Here is a 20,502-nt window from a genome sequence, read left to right as displayed (position 1 = left end):
AAGCCACCAAAAAAAGCCACGTCTTACAACCTGTTTGTGTTACTAACATTCTGGGCAAGTACACCACATTTTCATGCTTGGGTTGGGAGTGAAAAACTCATGAAAGTTTTATTTGTGAAAATGGAGTTGCTAATCTTGTAACCGCCAGTATAGAAATTTTAGAAGGTTAACATGTGAATAATCACATAGGGTAGGGAAATCGAGAATGAATATCCCGATTCTGGTAATATCGTTTATTTTATAGCACATCACCAAAAGATGAGAATGGTTATGCATGTCATTTTGATTGGAGTGGAGACCAGGCGACTCCAGGAAAGCGCCCGCTCGGAACGGAAATCAACTCCCACGCTATGGCGATGAGCTTAGTTGATCTCAGTAATTGCTCTATATATTACCATTTGCTATTATCATAAGAATTTATTACACTCTTAATAGACATGAATAAAGAAAAGATGAAATTTTAGAGATTGAGAAACAATCGACTAAGTAACATTTTTTAAAACAAAACGGCTTATAATCATTTTGATTAAAAGCCTTTTTTCATGTATTAGTAACTGTAGTAAGCTGCTGATTTTTTCTAGTTGAAAAATTTTAATATATATAAAGAAAAACTTAATGAATGAATTTGTTATGCTTTTTCGGTAAAAAATCTCCTATATAGCTAAGCATTTTACGCTTTAGTCATTGGTTCTACAAAATTAATGACAAAGCTTCCAGTTGTTCTTAGCGTTTTTTGTTCAATAACCTGAAAAGATGGTACAATAAAGGTCAGTAAGTTTGACTGAAAAAAGGAAGGTTTTCAATGCCGAATAATCAAACAAAGGCGCTTGTACAAGGCTCAATGATGGCCGCAATCTTTACGATTCTAATGCTAATTTCTGCATATGTACCATTCATTTTTATAGTAAGTCTATTATTTGCTCCACTACCGATTGCTTGGTATAGCGCAAATTACAAGCGTTCTTCATCAATTTTTGTAGCAATAGTAGGATGTATCTTAACCACTTTAACGAGTGGCATAACTATGTTACCATTTGCCTTTATTTTGGCATTACTTGGTGTCGTTATAGGAAGTGCAATTAATCTAAAGAAGAGTAAACTTTACCTATTTATGTCATCTGGGGTTGCTGTTCTTCTGTCAATGGCAATTGTCTATGTAGCCTATGTTCAATTTGCTGGTATCAATATTATTAACATGAGCACAGAGCTGTTACGCGAAAGCTATGAGCAATCAAATGAACTTGCAAAAACTATGACGGGTCAAGAAGCGTTTCAGCCAGAGCTAATTGAGGCTATGTTAAAAACAATTGAGCTGACAATACCTGCAGCAGTAACAATCTCTGCATTTATGACAGCATTTATTATCATAACGTTAAATTTACCTGTATTAAAACGTCTTGGTTTAGACGTTCCAAAATTTGCACCGTTCCAAAATATGCGTCTACCACGATCTATTTTATGGTATTACATGATTATTTTATGTATTAATTTATTTATGCGTCCAGAATCTGGATCTACATTAGATATTATTGTTTTAAATGTTTCTTATATTTTATGGATGTTATTAATCCTGCAGGGGATTTCCCTTATACATTACTTTATTTCAAAAAAGGGAATGCCAAATGGTGTTAAATTGATAGCTACTTTGTTAGCTTTACCGCTATCAACCTTTGTGATATTGCTAGGCATCGTAGATTTAGGTTTCGACGTACGTTCACTTGTGAATGGGAAAACTAAAGAATAAGGGGCTGAAGTAATGGGGACTTTTAGAAAACGGCCAATCCGCTATCCGCTTTTTGTTCTTTCCATTTTTGGCATTGTGACGTTCGCGCTTCTATGTATTTGGAATATCGGGATAGGTTTCGGTTATGGAGTAGGTTTTGCTCTATTAATGGCCTATACGTGGAAGGTAGAAAAGATTACCTTTGATGAAACAGAAAGGCATATTGAATCCATCTCTTTCCGCATGAAAAAAGTTGGGGAAGAGGCATTGCTTGAAATGCCAATCGGGATATTACTTGTCAATGATCAATATGAAATAGAATGGTCGAATCCATATATGCAAGGCGTTTTAAATGTAGAGAATTTAGTAGGTGAAGGAATCGTTAATATATCTGACGACATTTACGTGCTAATGAAGAGCGAAGAGACAAACGAAGATACGATTACGCTCCGTGATCGTAAATATCGAGTTTATTATAAAAAAGAAGAGAATTTACTATATTTCTTTGATATCACTGAGCAGATAGCTATTGAAAAACAATACTATGCAGATCGTACAGTTATTGCGATTTTATTTGTTGATAACTATGACGAAATTACGCAAGCAATGGATGACCAACCACGTAGTTTAACGAATACGATGGTGACATCAATTGTTAATGATTGGGCAGCTGAGCAAGGAATATTTGTAAAACGAATATCATCCGATCGCTTTTTAGCTGTATTAAACGAATCCATTTTAATGGAGCTTGAAAAGAAAAAATTTGCCATTTTAGATACCATTCGAGAAAAAACAGCGCAAAAAAATATGTCATTAACATTAAGTATTGGTGTTGGCGCAGGATCATCTTCATTAGTAGAGCTTGGTGAACTAGCACAATCAAGTTTAGATCTTGTTTTAGGTCGTGGTGGTGATCAGGTTGCCATCAAGCAACCATCAGGGAAGCTGAAGTTCTATGGCGGGAAAACGAATCCAGTTGAGAAACGTACACGCGTTAGAGCACGTGTTATTTCCCATGCACTACGTGATTTAATTCAGGATAGTGACCAAGTGTTTGTTATGGGGCATAAAAATCCTGATATGGACTCCATTGGTGCCTCTGTTGGTGTACGTAAAATGGCACAAATGAATGATGTAAAGGGCTACGTAATCATAAATTTCGAAGAGTTAAACGGAAGTGTAACACGTTTAATGAATGAAATTGAGAGTAAATCGGATTTCTATGAGCATTTCCTAACGCCAGAGGAAGCTGCGACAAAAATGACAGAAAAATCATTGCTTGTTATTGTCGATACACATAAACCGAATTTAGTCATCGATTCACAACTATTGAAGTTGGCTGAAAAAGTTGTGGTCATTGATCACCATCGCCGAAGTGAGGATTTTATAGAAAATCCAACGCTTGTTTATATGGAGCCATATGCATCGTCTACAGCAGAGCTTGTAACAGAGTTACTCGAGTATCAACCAAAACGTGCGAAGATTAATATGTTAGAGGCTACGGCATTGCTGGCGGGAATTATTGTCGATACGAAGAGTTTTACATTGCGTACAGGAGCCCGTACGTTTGAAGCGGCTTCTTATTTACGGACAAATGGAGCCGATACAGTGCTAGTACAGCGATTATTAAAAGAAGATGTCGATACGTATATCGAGCGTTCTAAAATAGTGCAAACTGTTAACTTCGTGAAGCCAGGCATTGCTATTGCTGTAGGTGAGGAAGCGAAAGTGTATGATTCTGTACTAATTGCGCAAACAGCAGACATTTTACTAACAATGAAAGATGTTGGTGCTTCCTTTGTCATTGCGCACCGTTCAGATGGCAAAATCGGCATAAGTGCAAGATCACTTGGCGAGGTAAACGTACAGCTTGTTATGGAAAAGCTAGGCGGCGGTGGACATTTAACGAATGCAGCTTGCCAAGTCGAAGCAAATTCCATTGCTGGAGTAAAAAAATATTTAGAAGAGGCCATAAATGAGGTACTCGAAGGGAGTTCGGAATCATGAAAGTAGTATTTTTAAAAGATGTTAAAGGAAAAGGGAAAAAAGGAGAAGTTAAAAATGTAGCAGACGGCTATGCACAAAACTTCTTAATTAAAAATGGCTATGCTGCTGAAGCAAATGCACAAGCATTAAGTCAATTAGAAGGTCAAAAGAATTTAGAAGCTAAAAATGCTGCTGCAGAATTAGCTGAAGCGAAAGCATTAAAAGAAAAATTAGAAGCTTTAACAGTAGAATTAAAAGCAAAATCAGGTGAAGGTGGTCGCCTATTTGGCTCAGTATCTACAAAGCAAATTGCTGATGCACTTCAAAAAACGCATGGCATAAAAATTGATAAACGTAAAATGACTTTAAGTGATGGAATTCGTGCGCTAGGCTTTACAAATGTACCTGTAAAACTACATCATGAAGTATCCGCAGCATTAAAAGTTCATGTAACGGAAGAATAAGGGGCGACGATCCATGAACGAACCGATGATGGACCGCGTTCCACCGCATAACCGGGAAGCGGAGCAATCGGTTATCGGTGCAATTTTCCTCGATCCTCAATCGTTAATCACTGCATCTGAAATTTTACTAGCAGATGATTTTTATCATAATGCACATAAGACAATTTTCGAAACGATGCTACGTTTAAGTGATCAAGGAAAAGCGATAGATGTTGTAACAGTTACTGAAGAATTATCAGCTAAAAAAGAAATTGAGGATGTTGGCGGGCTATCGTATTTACTAGAGCTCGCCAATGCTGTCCCTACGGCTGCTAACGTCGCACATTATGCGAAAATTGTCGAAGAAAAGGCTCTATTACGTCGTTTAATTCGCGTAGCTACTAAAATAGTAGAAGATGGCTATACTCGTGAGGATGAGGTAGAGGCATTACTAGGTGAAGCAGAGAAGAAAATGATGGAGGTAGCCAATCGTAAAAATGCGGGTGACTTTAAGCATGTTAAAGACGTATTGGTGGAAACCTTTGATAACATCGAAAAGCTTCAATCACAAAAAGGTGATGTCACAGGTATCCCGACAGGCTTCCGTGATTTGGACAATATAACAGCTGGCTTCCAGCGCAACGATTTAATTATTGTAGCTGCGCGTCCTTCTGTAGGGAAAACAGCCTTTGCGTTGAATGTCGCACAAAGTGTTGCCGTTCAAGCGCGTGAAAATGTTGCGATTTTCTCCCTAGAGATGGGTGCTGAGCAGCTAGTTATGCGTATGCTTTGTGCGGAGGGAAATATAGATGCACAAGTTTTACGTACAGGTGCTTTAACAACGGAAGATTGGGGTAAACTAACTATGGCAATGGGAAGTTTATCGAATTCCGGAATTTTTATTGATGATACACCAGGTGTACGTATCAATGAAATTCGAGCAAAATGTCGACGTTTAGCACAGGAGCATGGCCTCGGTATGATTTTGATTGATTATTTACAGCTTATTCAAGGTAGTGGTAAGCCTGGGGAGAACCGTCAGCAAGAGGTATCTGAGATTTCACGTTCTTTAAAAGGTTTAGCACGTGAATTAAAGGTTCCAGTCATTGCATTATCACAGCTATCTCGTGGCGTTGAGCAACGACAAGATAAGCGACCTATGATGAGTGACTTACGTGAATCGGGAAGTATTGAGCAAGATGCCGATATTGTTGCCTTCTTATATCGTGATGATTATTACGATAAAGAGTCTGAGAGTAAAAATATGATTGAAATTATTATTGCTAAACAGCGTAACGGTCCAACGGGTACAGTTACACTTGCTTTTAAAAAAGAATTCAATAAATTCATTAATGTGGATTGGTCGCAAATGCCGCCACCACCTCCACGTGATTAAATATTAATCTTCATCCATAAGAAGAACTTTCTTCTTTGAGAGGAACTCAACGTTGGAGATTACCCTGAGACGGAATTAATCTGAATGTTAGATAATATTCATATCATTCTGTTATTAAACACGAACGTTGAATCATATTTTTTGATTTTATGTTCGTGTTTTTAAGTATTTTTGTTGACTAGTCGTTTCTATCATTGTTACAATAATTAACGGCTTAAAAATTGAGATACAAATCGTATCTAACGGAGGTGCTGACTATGACGTCAGTTGTAGTTGTAGGAACACAGTGGGGAGACGAAGGAAAAGGTAAAATTACGGATTTCCTTTCACAAAAAGCCGATGCAATCGCTCGTTTTGCAGGCGGTGATAATGCAGGACATACTATTAAATTTGATGGTGAAACTTATAAGTTACATTTAATTCCATCAGGTATTTTCTATAAAGAAAAAACTTCAGTAATCGGAAATGGTTTGGTTGTTAATCCAAAGTCATTAGTTACTGAGCTTAGAGGCTTACAAGAGCGTGGCGTTGATACAGATAATTTACGAATTTCTAATCGTGCGCATGTTATTTTGCCATATCATATAAAGCAAGATATCGCTGATGAGGAAAGCCGTGGCGATAATAAAATTGGTACAACTTGTAAAGGGATTGGACCATGTTATCAGGATAAAGTAGCACGTATCGGTATCCGTATGGCTGATTTACTAGACAAGGATGTATTTGAAGAAAAACTACGTCAAAATTTAGCAATTAAGAATAAATTATTCGAGAAATTTTACGAAGTTGAAGGCGTAACATTCGAAGAAATTTTCGAGGAATATTACGGCTATGGACAAGAGATCGCAAAATATGTAACAGACACGTCGAAAATCTTAAATGATGTACTAGATGAAGGCGGCAAAGTGTTATTTGAAGGAGCACAAGGTATTTTACTTGATGTCGATCAAGGTACGTATCCATTTGTAACATCATCAAATCCTGTTGCAGGCGGTGTAGCGATTGGTGCTGGTATTGGACCTTCACGAGTTTCAAATGTTATTGGTGTATCTAAAGCCTATACGTCTCGTGTTGGCGATGGACCGTTCCCAACTGAATTATTTGATGAAATAGGTCAACAAATTCGTGAAGTTGGTCGCGAATACGGTACAACAACTGGCCGCCCACGTCGTGTAGGTTGGTTTGATACTGTAGTTGTGCGCCACTCACGCCGAGTAAGTGGTATTACGCATCTTGCGCTTAACTCAATTGATGTTTTATCTGGCTTAGAAACAGTTAAAATTTGTACTGCGTATAAATATAAAGATGAAACGATTACTGAGTACCCAGCAAATCTTCATATTATTGAACAATGTGAACCAATTTATGAAGAACTTCCAGGCTGGTCAGAAGATGTTACAGGCTGCAAAACATTAGAAGAGCTACCTGAGAATGCACGACGCTATGTAGAACGCGTGAGTGAATTAACAGGTATTGAAATTGCTACTTTCTCTGTTGGACCTGCACGTGAACAAACGAACGTTTTAGTGGACGTTTGGGAAGCATAATAAATGATAAAGGGGCATGCCATACGTGGTACGCCTCTTTTGTCATTAGTGAATATCTCTCTTCTTGAAGCGACCACCTTTAACCTCAGCAATATTACCAATTGCTAGAAATGCTTGATCATCTATATCAGCGACGATTGATTTAAGTTTGGATTCCTCTAATCGGGTAATGACGGTAAAAATAACTTTTTTATCGTTCCCCGTATAAGCTCCCTCACCATGAAGGAAGGTTACTCCTCGACCAAGTCGGTCCATAATGGTCTGCCCAATTTCATCAATGTCGTCACTAATGATATAAACAGATTTTGATTCCTCCATCCCTTGAATAACGATGTCAATCATTTTATAGGCAATATAGTATGCCAGGATAGAGTACATTGCTTGTTCCCATGTAAACACAAATCCTGCTATCGTAAAGATGAGTAAATTGAAGAACATAATAATTTCACCAACGGAGAACGGTGTTTTTCTATTAAATAAAATAGCTAAAATTTCTGTCCCATCTAATGAACCACCATAACGAATGACGATGCCGACACCAATACCTAAAATTATGCCTCCAAAAACTGTGGCCAAAAGCGTATCTTGAGTAAACGGGTTTAGATTATGTAAGAAAAGTGTTGTTAATGAGAGTACTGTAATTCCGAGTCCTGTGGAAAGTGCAAAAGTCTTACCGATTTGTTTATAGCCTAAAAAGATAAAAGGTAAGTTTAAAATGAAGATGAAAATACCAAGAGGTAAATTTAATAGATGAGAAGTGATAATGGAAACACCTACGATTCCACCATCCATAATGTGGTTTGGTACTAAAAATAGCTCCAGCCCCAATGCCATAATGACTGCACCCAATGCCACCATAATGGTCCTAATTATAAGTTTACGAACGGTATTCTTACGTAGGGGCTTTCTTACTTTAGGGATTATTCCAGAGGTTTGTAAATCATTCAAATTAATCACTCCAATCAACTAGTATATCACCTCTATTTTATCTGAATATTTAAAAAGTAAAAAGCGGTAAGTCTAAAATTATATTAATAGCTACAAAAATAGGGATTATGTAACAATTAGTAGAGAATTAATACATTTACATTACAAAAAGATGAAAACAGTCAAACCATATTTTCTTTATGGTACAGTGTAGTGGTGCAAAAAATCTTAGTGGGTAATTGATCCTACAATAGGTTAAAGTTGGAAGGGGCTTTATTAATGAGTTCGTCTTGGTCAAGGAAAGAAAAAAACAATAGATTCACTTACAATTTTTCTTCAATTAAAAAGGTATCCATTATTACAGTTGTAATGACAAGTTTAACGTTTAATGTAGGTTTTGCAAAAGAAAATCATAAAGAAGATTTAAATAAAATTAATCACGGTTACGTGGGAAATAAATATATAGATGCGGTCTCTAATGAGCAAACGATCGAAGAAATCATTGCATCAAAGGGAAAAGGAGCAAGTCAACAATACAAAGAATTATCTATCGATGCTAGTTCTTCTGTTAAAATAATCCCAGAGATAGTATTTAGTAATCAAACTAAAGATGCGAATGTTTTGGAGAAATTAGAGCAATCTTTAGCGGTTAAATCTCCAGCTTTTACATTATTTGTAGATAATAAGCCTGTAGTTTCTTTAAAAGATAAAAAAGCCTATGAAGATACTATTCGAATGCTAAAGTTACAATATGTTTCACAGCAAGAGCTAAATAGTATATATGTTAACCAGCAATCTACGAATATTCCACCATTACAGACTGGTGAAACGCGCCTTTTAGATATTTCTTTTAAACAGGAAATTTCAGGTACAACGCAAAAAGTAGCACCAAATGCTATTGTAGCACCTGAGGAAGCTGTGACATATTTAATGACAGGTTCTCTTGAGCGAGAAACATATAAAATTCAATCAGGTGATGTTTTAGGCTCGGTTGCCCAAAAACATGGATTAACAACAGCCGAGCTATTAGTGTTAAATCCTAGTATCACTGTTGGTACAGTTTTACAGATCGGACAAGCATTAAACGTAACAGTTGCTAAACCATTAGTAACACTTGAGATAAAACAGGAGAAGAAAGTTACTGATAAAATTCCGTTTAAGAAAATCGTTGAAGAAGATCCGACGATGTATAAAGGTGAGAAAGTGATTAAACGACAAGGCGTTAATGGAAGAAAAGAAACATCATATTTATTAACGTCTGAAAATGGAACTCGTATATCCAAAGTTGCGTTAGAAGAAGAAATCCTACAACAACCAGTTGACGAAATTGAAGTAGTTGGTACGAAGGTGATTTCTTCTCGTGGTACGGGTGAATTTACTTGGCCAACAGTGGGTGGCTATATTTCAAGTGGGATGGGCCAACGTTGGGGAGAACTCCATCGTGGTATTGATATTGCCCGTCCTAGTAATTACAATATTTTAGCTTCAGATAATGGTGTTGTTGTCGCAGCTGGTGTCTCTGGTAGCTACGGTAATCGTATTGAAATTAATCATAATAATGGTTATACAACGCTTTACGGACACCTATCTTCAATTAAAGTGGAAGTAGGACAAGTAGTAGAAAAAGGTTCAGTTATAGGTATTATGGGCTCTACTGGAAATTCAACAGGTACACATCTACACTTTGAAGTTAAGAAAAATGGTTCGTTAGAAAATCCATTATCATATGTAGGGCGTTAATCAGTTCGAATAGAAGACAGTCCGAAATAGGGCTGTCTTTTTGTATACTTTGTATATAAATCTATGTTATTTCCCGGAAAATATTTGTCGAAATATAGTTTAACTTCTTTCAGCGGGTGTCCAAACATCCGCTGAAATAGAGGAACTCAGTCTAAGAACGCCACGTCCTGTGGAGTGACCAACATCGTGTCGGCCATCGTACAGGCCTATGCACAAAGCCGATTCCGGACGTAATTATGCCGGGGCACAATTGATTATAATAATATCGTAAAATGTCTTAGGATTTAGAATAATGCATAGAAGCTAAAAGCATGGTAGAGTTAGAGTAGTGACTTTAACTTCTTTCAGCAAAAGTCTCCCATCCTTTTAGGTGGTGAGTTAATGCGAGTTGAAGTTATTTTTCAGTGGATGTCCGCTGAAATAAGTTAAAGCCTCCGGCGGATGTCATGGATTCGGAAAGGAGTTCTTTGTGCAAGCACAAAGCCGAATCCAGACGCAATTATGCCGAGGCATAAATTGATAAATACAATCGTTTAAAAATAGATAAATAGCGAAAGGGAGAAAAATATATGGACAAAACCATTTTAGTTGTTGACGATGAAAAACCAATCGCAGATATTTTACAGTTTAATTTAATAAAAGAAGGCTACAAAGTTATTTGTGCTTATGATGGAGATGAAGCACTAGAGAAGGTTGAGGAAGAACAACCAGATTTAATGCTTTTAGATATAATGTTACCTAAGCGTGATGGGATGGAAGTTTGTAGAGAAATACGAAAAAAATATGATTTTCCTATTATTATGTTAACAGCAAAAGGCTCTGAGATTGATAAAGTATTAGGACTAGAAATGGGCGCAGATGATTATGTGACAAAGCCATTTAGTACACGTGAACTTATTGCACGTGTAAAGGCAAATATGCGTCGCTTACAGGTAGTAGCCCCTACTGCCGAAGAGGTTGAAGAAGAATCCAATGAAATTGTAGTAGGCTCTCTTGTTATTCAGCCAGATGCTTATTTAGTATTGAAGCGTGATGAGGCAATTGAACTAACGCATAGGGAGTTTGAATTATTACATTACTTAGGTAAGCATATCGGTCAAGTAATGACGCGTGAACATTTATTGCAAACTGTGTGGGGCTATGATTATTTCGGCGATGTTCGAACAGTAGATGTAACAATTCGTCGTTTACGGGAAAAAATAGAGGACAATCCTAGTCATCCAGCTTGGATTGTAACACGCCGTGGTGTAGGTTATTATTTACGAAATCCTGAACAGGAGTAAAAAAGAATGCAGAAAGTAAGCTTCTTTAAATCAATTCATGTCAAACTAGTATTAATTTATATTTTACTGATCCTACTTGCTTTGCAAATAATAGGAATCTATTTTGCGCGTGAATTAGAGCAAAATTTAAAAAGCAACTTCCGAGAATCCATTTTTCAACGTGTCGATTTGATGCAATATAGCATTCGTGAAGAAATGTTAAAAGAACGCGATGAAAGTATGCCAACTCTTGAAGAAAGCTTGAAAACGATTGTAATGGAATTTTCCACAGGGTTGAAGGAAGTTTCTAATGGAGATATTTTAGAAATTCGTGTCATCGATAATAGACAGCGTATTCGCGCCACATCTGAGGTAGACAATCAAAGTTTGATTGGACAACGCTCGAATAATGATCTCGTACGCCGTGCAATCTCTGCGGAAACATTATTTGAAAACATTAAACTTGATAATAAAACAAGAAATCGAGTATGGGTGTTAGCTTCGCCAATTCGAAATGGTGTAGGTCCTGATGATGAAATCATAGGGGTACTCTACATTGAAGCTAATATTGAATCTGTTTTTGAACAAGTGAATGACATTAACCGTATTTTCCTTGGTGGTACGGCAGTGTCTTTGGTGATTACTATCTTTTTAGGAATTTTAGTGGCACGAACAATTACACAGCCTATTGCAGATATGCGTAAACAGGCACAGGCGATGGCGAAGGGTAATTATTCTCGAAAAGTTCGGGTTTATGGTACAGATGAGATAGGGCAGCTTGCTATAACCTTTAATCATTTAACGAATCGCTTGCAAGAGGCGCAATCTACTACAGAGGCAGAGCGGCGAAAGCTCGATTCGGTCCTTAGTAATATGACTGATGGTGTTATTGCGACAGATCGAAAAGGGCGCATCATTCTTATTAATGATCCCGCACTAGAGCTGCTGCATATTTCGAGAGATATTACATTAGGTCGTCCGATTGCATCTGTTTTAGGTATTGACCAAGAGTATAGTTTTGAGGATTTAATTCACATGAATGATGCGGTGAATTTAGATTTCAGTACAGCAGACGCACCGTATATTTTACGTGCGAATTTCTCTGTTATTCAAAAAGAAACGGGCTTTATTAATGGTCTAATTACCGTCCTGCACGATATTACGGAACAGGAAAAAATAGAGATGGATCGCAGGGAATTTGTATCAAATGTGTCACATGAATTACGGACACCATTAACGACGATGCGTAGCTATTTAGAGGCGTTAGCAGATGGTGCATGGAAAGATGAAAATATTGCTCCAACATTTTTGAATGTTACACAAACAGAGACAGAGCGTATGATTCGCTTAGTAAATGATTTATTACAGTTATCACGAATGGATAGTTCAGATTATGAGTTGAATAAAGACATTGTTCTATTCAATTCATTCTTTAACCGTATTATCGATCGTTTTGAAATGTCTAAGTCCGACAAAGTGATGTTTGAACGTTTATTCTCAGAGGCATCTTACTATGTAGAAATTGATACAGATAAGGTGACACAAGTTATCGATAATATCATTTCCAATGCTATTAAGTATTCACCAGATGGAGGTAATATTCGCTTTGGCTTTACAGCGCAAGGAGATATGCTGAAGGTTATGATTTCTGATGATGGTATGGGGATTCCTAAGGAAAATGTAGGACGTATTTTTGAGCGTTTCTATCGAGTAGATCGTGCTCGGGCTCGTTCTATGGGAGGCACTGGTCTAGGGTTAGCTATTGCCAGGGAAATGATTGAAGCTCATGGCGGTAAAATATGGGCTGAGAGTGAGGAAGGATATGGAACAACGGTTTTCTTCACATTACCACTTAATTTAGATGATTTTGACGAGGCAGGTGAGTGGGAATGAAATATATAGAACCAGTTAAATCAGTTGTTTTATTCCTACTCGTTATGTTAAGTGTAGTGTTAACCTTTATGATTTGGACATACACGCCGGATTACAAATTTATTGAACAGACTGAAGGAAAAGAAATCCTAATTGGACCACAAAAAAAAATAGAGGATGTAATTCGTCCGTATAAAGCTATTTACCGTTTCGACAAGGAATTTACCGGAACCATATCTAATAGCGTAATGGAAGATATTATGGAAGGATTTAAGGGATGGAATGTCCTAGATTTAATGCCCGTTAACAATAACTCTGTAAACGAGATGATTCGTACTAATAATTGTATGACTGTCTTTTTTGCGGGTGAGATTCCTTACTCTGCCTTTAACTCAATTTTTCAGTTCGCCGATAAGGAGCTACCTGAAACAACCTTTAATCGTATGATTATAGATTGGAGTAATTATAATAACAAAGATTTACAGGTGTTTTTCGTTAGTGGCAATAATGAAGTATTGATGCGTTCACATGTAAGTCTAGAAAATGCTAATCAATTTGTAAGAAATATTATTGAGCCAGCGAAAACATACGGCACTTTTAAAGAAGTGGAGCGAGATGGCTCTACCTCACTATATATTGCAAACGATAAAATTGAATCAGCAAAATATACGTATTTTGTCGAAGAGAAACCTGAATTATTTAAAAATGTGTTATTTACAAATCCAAACAATGTCCTTCGCACTGATGAAAGTACAACTACTAAATATCAAGATGGAATGTCACGGATGGTGATTGATTCGAAATTGAAATCATTGGCCTATGTATATCCAGCTGCAGAAAGTAGTGTAAGAATAGAGCCTTCCAAGCTCTTGACGGATAGTTTTGAATTTATCAATGAACACGGAGGCTTTACAGATGATTATCGCTATGTATCAACAAGTACAAGCAATAACCAATTAGATTATCAGCTATATTTACATGGATTACCGATTTATAGTGATCAGGCTATAAATCGAATTACAACCGTTTGGGGAGATAATCGTATTTTCCGCTACAAACGTCCATACTTTTCTTTTGAGAAGGATATTCCATCTGAAAAAGAGATGAAAGAACTTCCGTCAGGACCGGAAATCGTTGAAAAGATTCAAAAGCTTAAAAACATTGATTTATCAGATATAGATGACATTGTTGTGGGTTTCTATTTAACTCATGATCAAAGCACAATAGTGACATTAGAGCCATGCTGGTTTGTTATTCGTAACGGTGTATCGACGAAACTGACACCTGAAATATTAGGAGGTGTCAAAAATGGATTGGAATAGAACAAAATCTATTTTTATATTCGTTTTTTTAATCTTAAATATCTTTTTGTACTGGATGTATTTAGATCTCTATAATGAAGCGCAGAGCGTAGAAATACTAGGTGAAAAAACAATAGAAGCCCGTTTAAAAGATGATAATATTACGTATGGACCACTGCCGAATAGTAATGATTCTGCTACTTACATTACAGGGAAAGTGCATAATTTTAAAAAAGATGATTTTCCCGATGACAATCAGCAAGTAAGATTTACTGATGAGACACATGCACATATACGTGTTAATTTTATTAACCCTGTGAAATTAAGGAATATAAACGATGATGTAAGTTTTACTGATTTTGTCCATGCAAACATTAAAGATGGAGACGCTTATGCATTATGGAAGGTAGATCGTGAGGAACGGGTCGCAATCTTCTTTCAAAAGAAAAATAATCGAATGTTCTATTACAATGATAGTGCTGTATTAAAAGTACACTGGAATATAGATAACGAAGTGATAATGTATGAGCAGACAATGATTGACAATATTGAAGAAATGGAGCAACAGGAAACTGTCATTCCACCACTTCAAATTTTCCAAACACTTTATAATAAAGGGCTATTAAAATCAGAATCAAGTATTAAGCAAGTGAAGTTAGGTTACTCGACATTTAGTAATTTAACGCAAACGCAAGTATTGATACCAACATGGGAAGTGCAAGTGGAGTTATCGGACGGAGAAATAGAAGAGCACTTCGTTGATGCTATTGATGGGAAAATTATTGAAATCCAAGGAGACAAGCAAAAAGGCCAAGAGGAAGACTGGGGAGTTGAATAATGCGATTTAGTGTTTTAGCAAGTGGCAGTACAGGAAATTCGATTTATGTAGAGAATGAAGATCACGCATTTATTGTCGATGCTGGTCTCAGTGGCAAAAAGATGGAGCAACTATTTACAAAAATCGACCGCAACATGAAACAGCTAAGTGGCATTTTCGTTACACATGAGCATAGTGATCATATTAAAGGAATAGGTGTATTGGCACGAAAATATAGTGTGCCTATTTACGCCAACGCCAAAACGTGGCAGGCGATGGACGGGCTAGTCGGTGAAATACCTTTAGAGCAACGTTTTGAATTTGAAATGGACACTGTAAAGCATTTTGGTTCATTAGCTGTTGAATCCTTTGCCGTATCACATGATGCAGCCGATCCAATGTTTTATAGCTTCCATGAAAATGGACGCAAGCTTGTTGTTATTACAGATACAGGCTATGTTAGTGACCGTATGAAGGGTATCATTCGAGGTGCTGATTCCTTTGTATTTGAAAGTAACCACGATGTGAATATGTTGCAAATGGGGCGTTACCCATGGTCTATAAAACGCCGTATTTTAAGTGATGTAGGGCACGTTTCCAATGAGGATGCAGCTATAGCAATGAGTGACGTCGTATTTGAAAAACCAACAAATATTTATTTATCACATTTAAGTATGGATAATAACATGAAAGAGCTTGCGCGCATGAGTGTCACGCAAACTTTGCAATCCTGCGGCATCATTGTTGGAGAGTATTTAAATTTATTTGATACAGATGCAGAAGAGCCGACGAAATTAGTAACAGTTTAATGATTAGCATCAGTTAAGAATATCGACTTTATACAAAAAAATGAATCTTTAATGAGGCTGTTCAATGACATTTTATAAAAAATGCTTTGAACAGCCATTTTTATGTCCATTTTATTTATTTTTCATCTGATTTTAATGTTTGAATCGTAATATTAGGGTAACAACTAACCAATACTAATAAAGGAAAGGATGAGGAAAATGAGCTATTTTCAAGATGATGATAAAAATAATGATTTATTAAAAAATGATGAAATACAGAAGTCACCTCTTCAGGAGCGACTCGAACAAGAGGAGCGAGAAATGCAAGAGAAGCGTTATAAAAAGAAAGGCGGTGGCGGAGGTAAGGGTGGTTATTTTTTCACGGGTCTTATCGGTGTCATCATCGGCGCTTTACTCGTTTGGCTCATGATGCCTGGACTTGTCAATCAAATGCCAGGTACAACGACAAGTAGTAAAAACGAAACAACCATTAATCAAGTTGCAACTGAAGTGACAACTGATGTTACGAAAGCAGTAGATAAGGCTTCAGGAGCTGTTGTAGGGATCACGAATATTCAAGAAGTGTCAAGTGGCGGATTCTGGAGTCCACAATCCACATCAGACAAGCCTGCTGGAAGCGGCTCAGGTGTTATTTACAAAGTTCAAGGTGATAAAGCCCTTATCGTGACAAATAACCATGTTATTGAAGGTGCAAAACAGTTAGAAGTAACAATGCCAGATGGAACGAAAGAAGTGGCAAAATTAGTTGGTCACGATGTTTGGACAGACTTAGCGGTTATTTCAATCAGCTCTAAAGATGTTAAGACAGTAGCGAAATTTGGTAACTCAGACGTATTAAAACAAGGTGAAACAGTCATCGCAATTGGTAACCCACTTGGCTTAGAATTCTATGGCTCTGTTACTACAGGTGTTGTTTCTGGTAAGGATCGTTCTGTACCAGTAGACATAAACAATGATGGCACAATAGATTGGCAACAAGAAGTATTACAAACAGATGCAGCTATCAACCCTGGTAATAGTGGTGGTGCACTTGTTAACCTTGCTGGTGAATTAGTCGGCATTAACTCCATGAAAATTGCGGAATCCTCTGTTGAAGGTTTAGGCTTCTCAATTCCAATTAACTCAGCAATTCCAATTATCGAGGAATTAGAGGCAAATGGTGAAATGAAACGTCCAACAATGGGTATTCAATTAGTAGACTTAACGGATGTTCCGTCATTCTACCAACAGCAAACGTTACAATTGCCAAAAGACTTAACAACAGGTGTTGTTATTACAGATGTTGTGGCGAACTCTCCAGCTTCAAAAGCAGGCGCTAAACAATACGATGTTATTGTTGAAATGGATGGCAAAAAAATCGAAACAGCCATCGATTTACGCAAACATTTATATAACGACAAAAAAATTGGTGATAAATTAACGATGAAAGTATACCGCCAAGGTAAATTAGTGGACCTATCACTAACATTAACAAATAGCGATTCGTTGTAAATTAGAAATCAGTGGGGATTATAAGATCTCCACTGATTTTTTTCATGTTGTTGAGTCAATGATATTAAGGTGTCATATATAAGTCTGTTTTGCTCAAACTTGAAGAGAAGTGAGAACGAGTAACCCCTGAGTTGAAATTCACCTCGCTACAACGTTCACTGAATTATTAAGAATGATTGAGAAAATATTGTGGATAACTAGAAAATTGTGAATAATAACATATACACGGCTAGTGGCGGTAGAAAGCCTACTCTTCCATACTCACCTGACCTTTGTTACAATAGATTGTGGATAACATAGACCTAATTGTGAATAAGTTTGTGGAAATTTCGGAAAATAAGAAGAGGTGTAAAAATGGAAAAATACAGCTGTGAAAACCATATAGAACACGCTTTAGACATGTTTGTGGCTGAGCAAAAAGAGTTCCCAATTATGGATAAAATCGAAGAGGATAAAAAGTTATCCACAAAATGTAGCTACTGTGAACAACCTGCAGAATATCTTGTATCAAGTAAATAACTTTACACAAGATATAGGAATTGCTTGTGGATATGTTGATAACTTTTGTGGATAATTTGTTTGTAAATGAATTGTAAAGGTGGATAACGTGTGAATATAACGATTGTATCAGTCGGAAAACTAAAAGAAAAGTACTTAAAAATGGGAATAGATGAATACGTAAAACGTCTCGGCGGCTACGCAAAAATGGATCTAATCGAAGTACCAGATGAAAAAGCACCCGAGCAGCTAAGCGAAGCCGAAATGGAAATCGTAAAGAAAAAAGAGGGTGAACGTATTCTATCTAAAATCGGCTCAGATACATACGTTATTGCCCTAGCCATTAATGGCAAAATGAAAACCTCTGAACAAATGGCGACAGATCTTGAATCCCTCATGACCTACGGCAAAAGCAAAATCGCGTTCGTCATAGGCGGCTCCCTTGGTTTACACGATGATGTTTTGAAACGAGCTGATGAGCAACAATCTTTTGGAAAGATGACATTACCGCATCAGCTAATGAAGCTTGTTTTGGTAGAGCAGGTTTATAGAAGTTTTAGGATTATGAAGGGTGAACCGTATCATAAGTAAGTGAGGTTTTGAAATTCGTCAAATAAAATGGACTAGCTAGATTACATTGGGTTGTCTGGTTATTTATATGAAAAATATATTTATAATGGTATCATATGTATAAAATTGAAATTTGAAGGGATATTGATTATGGAGTATTTAAGTAATTTTCAATCAAGAGAAGATTTAGTAAATTCGTATAAAGACAATGCATTATTACTATATGCCTTAGAATTAAGATTGCAAATTCAAGACATTCAAGCAGTTGCAACAGATGCTTTAACAGATGGGAACGATGATAAAAAGTGTGATTTAGTATATATATCTGAAGAAGATGGAATTGCAATTATTGCACAAGGATATATGGCTCAAAAATCTCGATTTTCTGCGCCAGCTAATAAAGCGAGTGATTTAAATACTGCTATAACTTGGCTTTTAAATGAAAATATAGATAAATTACCTTTAGATATAAAAGCAGCCGCAATACAATTGAGAGAAGCTTTATCAAAAGGGAAAATACATACATTGCAAGTATGGTTTGTGCATAATTGTCCAGAATCAGAAAATGTACGTAATGAAATGAATGCAGTAAAGTTATCTTTAATTCAGGCAATAAAAGAATATGTTAAAGAAGAAAGTTCTATAAACATACTATCTTTTGAAGTAGGTAATGAAACTTTAAATAATTGGTATAAAGCATCATCTGTTCCGATTTTAGTGACAGACGAGTTTGATATTCCGATAAAAAATGGTGGATATGCTATTGAGGGTGAAAATTGGAAAAGTTATATGACTTCAATTCCTTTAATTTTCTTATATGATAATTACCAAAAATATAAAGATGATTTATTTTCATCAAATATCAGAGGGTATTTAGGGAGCCTTAATAAGAAAAATAATATTAATAATGGAATCAAAAAAACAGTAGAAAATACACCAGATAATTTTTTGATTTATAATAATGGCTTAACTATCGTTGTAAACGAATTTGTAGGAATTGACGATCAATTAATAAGAATTAAAGGTTTATCTATTGTTAATGGTGCCCAAACAACTGGGGCGGTTGGGTCTGTAATAACTAGACCTAGTAAAGATGCCCTAGTAACTGTGAGATTTATAAAATGTGACGATCAAAATATTTTAAGAAATATTATTGAATTTAATAATAAACAGAATGTTGTAGAATCTTCGGATTTTAGAAGTACAGATGAAATTCAAAGCAATCTTAGAAAACAATTTGGTCTTATTCCTAATGTTATTTATTTAGGTGGTCGGAGAGGTGGTAGTGAAGATAAGATTAAGAGATATAGTAATTTAATTTCACATGATATAGTTGCTCAATGTTTAACTGCATATCATCAAGATCCAGGTACGGCATATAATAGAAAAAAAGAGATTTGGGAAAATAACTCGCTTTATTCAAATATTTTTAGTGAAAAAACATCAGCTAGACATATCCTTTATGTTTATTCTTTATATCAGGCTATTGAAAGTAAAAAAAATTCTTTAAAAGCTCTGCATAAAGAAGGTGCATTAGATGTTACAAGTAAAGCTATGTATGAATTTTTAATTGTAAGGGGATCTGTATGGGTACTTATTGCAGCTGTGGCTAATTGTATAGATAGTTTGCTGGGTGTAACTGTAAGAGATTCATTTGACTTGAAGTTTAAAGAAGATATCAGTTTAGAAGAATCGGTTGTGTTGTGGGAACAGCAACTGAATATTATGCTACCTTTTGTAACTTCATTAATACCAGCTGTACAAAATGGTGTGAAGACTAAGGAAATTATCAATCAATCAATTAAAGATTTTACTGAAAAGACAGCTTCTATAATAAGTGTTATGAAGATAAACCCTGGGACATCAAATACATTAACTGAATTTGCTGGAAAAATAGATTACTAAACAGCCTAAATCTACATCACGGAAAATTATAAATAAATATGAAACTAAAAGCTTAGAATTCATTTTGAATTCTAAGCTTTTATATTTTCTAAAAGAAGCTTGGAATTCATTAAATATGTACAAAATACTTTTTATTAGAAGGCTCAACACCAAAATCTGTTCTTGCTAAAAAAGAATACAAAAAAACATCTGTATCCGCTAGAGTTGAGAGTACG

At 36.1% G+C, this 20,502-nt stretch carries 16 protein-coding genes; 15 read left to right on the top strand and 1 reads right to left on the bottom strand.

Annotated elements, in window-relative coordinates; all coding sequences use genetic code 11:
• The first annotated feature begins 802 nt into the window (after window positions 1-802).
• From AMS59_RS06405 to AMS59_RS06385, 5 genes are all read left to right on the top strand, one after another.
• Window positions 803-1,744, top strand: a complete 942-nt coding sequence (locus tag AMS59_RS06405; protein ID WP_053482930.1) for a YybS family protein — start codon at window positions 803-805, stop codon at window positions 1,742-1,744.
• Window positions 1,745-1,756: 12 nt separating this feature from the next.
• Window positions 1,757-3,730 (top strand): DHH family phosphoesterase, encoded by a 1,974-nt coding sequence (locus AMS59_RS06400; protein ID WP_053482929.1) that lies wholly within the window; start codon window positions 1,757-1,759, stop codon window positions 3,728-3,730.
• Entirely contained in the window at window positions 3,727-4,173 is a 447-nt protein-coding gene (gene rplI, locus AMS59_RS06395; RefSeq protein ID WP_053482928.1) for a 50S ribosomal protein L9, read from the top strand. The genes AMS59_RS06400 and rplI overlap by 4 nt, the downstream gene beginning before the upstream one ends.
• Before the next feature lie 13 nt (window positions 4,174-4,186).
• Window positions 4,187-5,548 carry a replicative DNA helicase gene (gene dnaB, locus AMS59_RS06390; RefSeq protein ID WP_053482927.1) on the top strand — a complete coding sequence of 454 codons (1,362 nt, stop codon included), beginning with the start codon at window positions 4,187-4,189 and terminating at the stop codon, window positions 5,546-5,548.
• Between the two features lie 257 nt (window positions 5,549-5,805).
• Window positions 5,806-7,095 carry an adenylosuccinate synthase gene (locus AMS59_RS06385; protein ID WP_053482926.1) on the top strand — a complete coding sequence of 430 codons (1,290 nt, stop codon included), beginning with the start codon at window positions 5,806-5,808 and terminating at the stop codon, window positions 7,093-7,095.
• A gap of 45 nt (window positions 7,096-7,140) precedes the next feature.
• Here AMS59_RS06385 and AMS59_RS06380 read toward each other — a convergent pair whose 3' ends face one another.
• A complete protein-coding gene (locus AMS59_RS06380) occupies window positions 7,141-7,953 on the bottom strand; it encodes a YitT family protein (RefSeq protein WP_234007703.1) in 813 nt (270 codons plus the stop codon).
• Between the two features lie 348 nt (window positions 7,954-8,301).
• On the opposite strand from AMS59_RS06380, the gene AMS59_RS06375 reads away from it, so the two are divergent.
• The 10 genes from AMS59_RS06375 to AMS59_RS06335 all read left to right on the top strand — a co-directional run bounded on the left by AMS59_RS06375 (window position 8,302) and on the right by AMS59_RS06335 (window position 20,287).
• On the top strand, window positions 8,302-9,762 hold the full coding sequence (locus tag AMS59_RS06375) for a M23 family metallopeptidase (protein WP_053482924.1): 1,461 nt from the start codon (window positions 8,302-8,304) through the stop codon (window positions 9,760-9,762).
• A gap of 569 nt (window positions 9,763-10,331) precedes the next feature.
• Window positions 10,332-11,045, top strand: a complete 714-nt coding sequence (yycF, locus tag AMS59_RS06370; RefSeq protein ID WP_053482923.1) for a response regulator YycF — start codon at window positions 10,332-10,334, stop codon at window positions 11,043-11,045.
• Window positions 11,046-11,051: 6 nt separating this feature from the next.
• A complete protein-coding gene (walK, locus tag AMS59_RS06365; protein ID WP_053482922.1) occupies window positions 11,052-12,917 on the top strand; it encodes a cell wall metabolism sensor histidine kinase WalK in 1,866 nt (621 codons plus the stop codon).
• The gene (locus AMS59_RS06360) at window positions 12,914-14,218 is read left to right on the top strand and encodes a YycH family regulatory protein (protein WP_082337410.1); all 1,305 of its coding nucleotides are present in this window, start codon (window positions 12,914-12,916) and stop codon (window positions 14,216-14,218) included. Before walK ends, AMS59_RS06360 begins: the two co-directional genes overlap by 4 nt.
• Window positions 14,205-15,035, top strand: a complete 831-nt coding sequence (locus AMS59_RS06355; protein WP_053482920.1) for a two-component system regulatory protein YycI — start codon at window positions 14,205-14,207, stop codon at window positions 15,033-15,035. The genes AMS59_RS06360 and AMS59_RS06355 overlap by 14 nt, the downstream gene beginning before the upstream one ends.
• The gene (locus AMS59_RS06350; RefSeq protein WP_053482919.1) at window positions 15,035-15,823 is read left to right on the top strand and encodes an MBL fold metallo-hydrolase; all 789 of its coding nucleotides are present in this window, start codon (window positions 15,035-15,037) and stop codon (window positions 15,821-15,823) included. The genes AMS59_RS06355 and AMS59_RS06350 overlap by 1 nt, the downstream gene beginning before the upstream one ends.
• Window positions 15,824-16,021: 198 nt before the next feature.
• Complete coding sequence (locus AMS59_RS06345; RefSeq protein ID WP_053482918.1) at window positions 16,022-17,314, top strand: S1C family serine protease; 1,293 nt, start codon at window positions 16,022-16,024, stop codon at window positions 17,312-17,314.
• Between the two features lie 354 nt (window positions 17,315-17,668).
• Window positions 17,669-17,833, top strand: coding sequence for a CxxH/CxxC protein (locus AMS59_RS24105; RefSeq protein WP_082337409.1), 165 nt, complete (start codon window positions 17,669-17,671; stop codon window positions 17,831-17,833).
• Between the two features lie 90 nt (window positions 17,834-17,923).
• On the top strand, window positions 17,924-18,403 hold the full coding sequence (gene rlmH / locus AMS59_RS06340; protein ID WP_053482917.1) for a 23S rRNA (pseudouridine(1915)-N(3))-methyltransferase RlmH: 480 nt from the start codon (window positions 17,924-17,926) through the stop codon (window positions 18,401-18,403).
• A gap of 129 nt (window positions 18,404-18,532) precedes the next feature.
• On the top strand, window positions 18,533-20,287 hold the full coding sequence (locus AMS59_RS06335) for an AIPR family protein (RefSeq protein WP_053482916.1): 1,755 nt from the start codon (window positions 18,533-18,535) through the stop codon (window positions 20,285-20,287).
• The last annotated feature ends 215 nt before the right edge of the window (window positions 20,288-20,502 follow it).

Origin of the sequence: Lysinibacillus sp. FJAT-14745, assembly GCF_001275675.1 — a bacterium.
In the GTDB taxonomy this organism is placed as follows: Bacteria; Bacillota; Bacilli; order Bacillales_A; family Planococcaceae; genus Lysinibacillus.
Note: the sequence above shows the minus strand (reverse complement) of the source record. Positions and strands in the feature narration are given on the sequence as shown.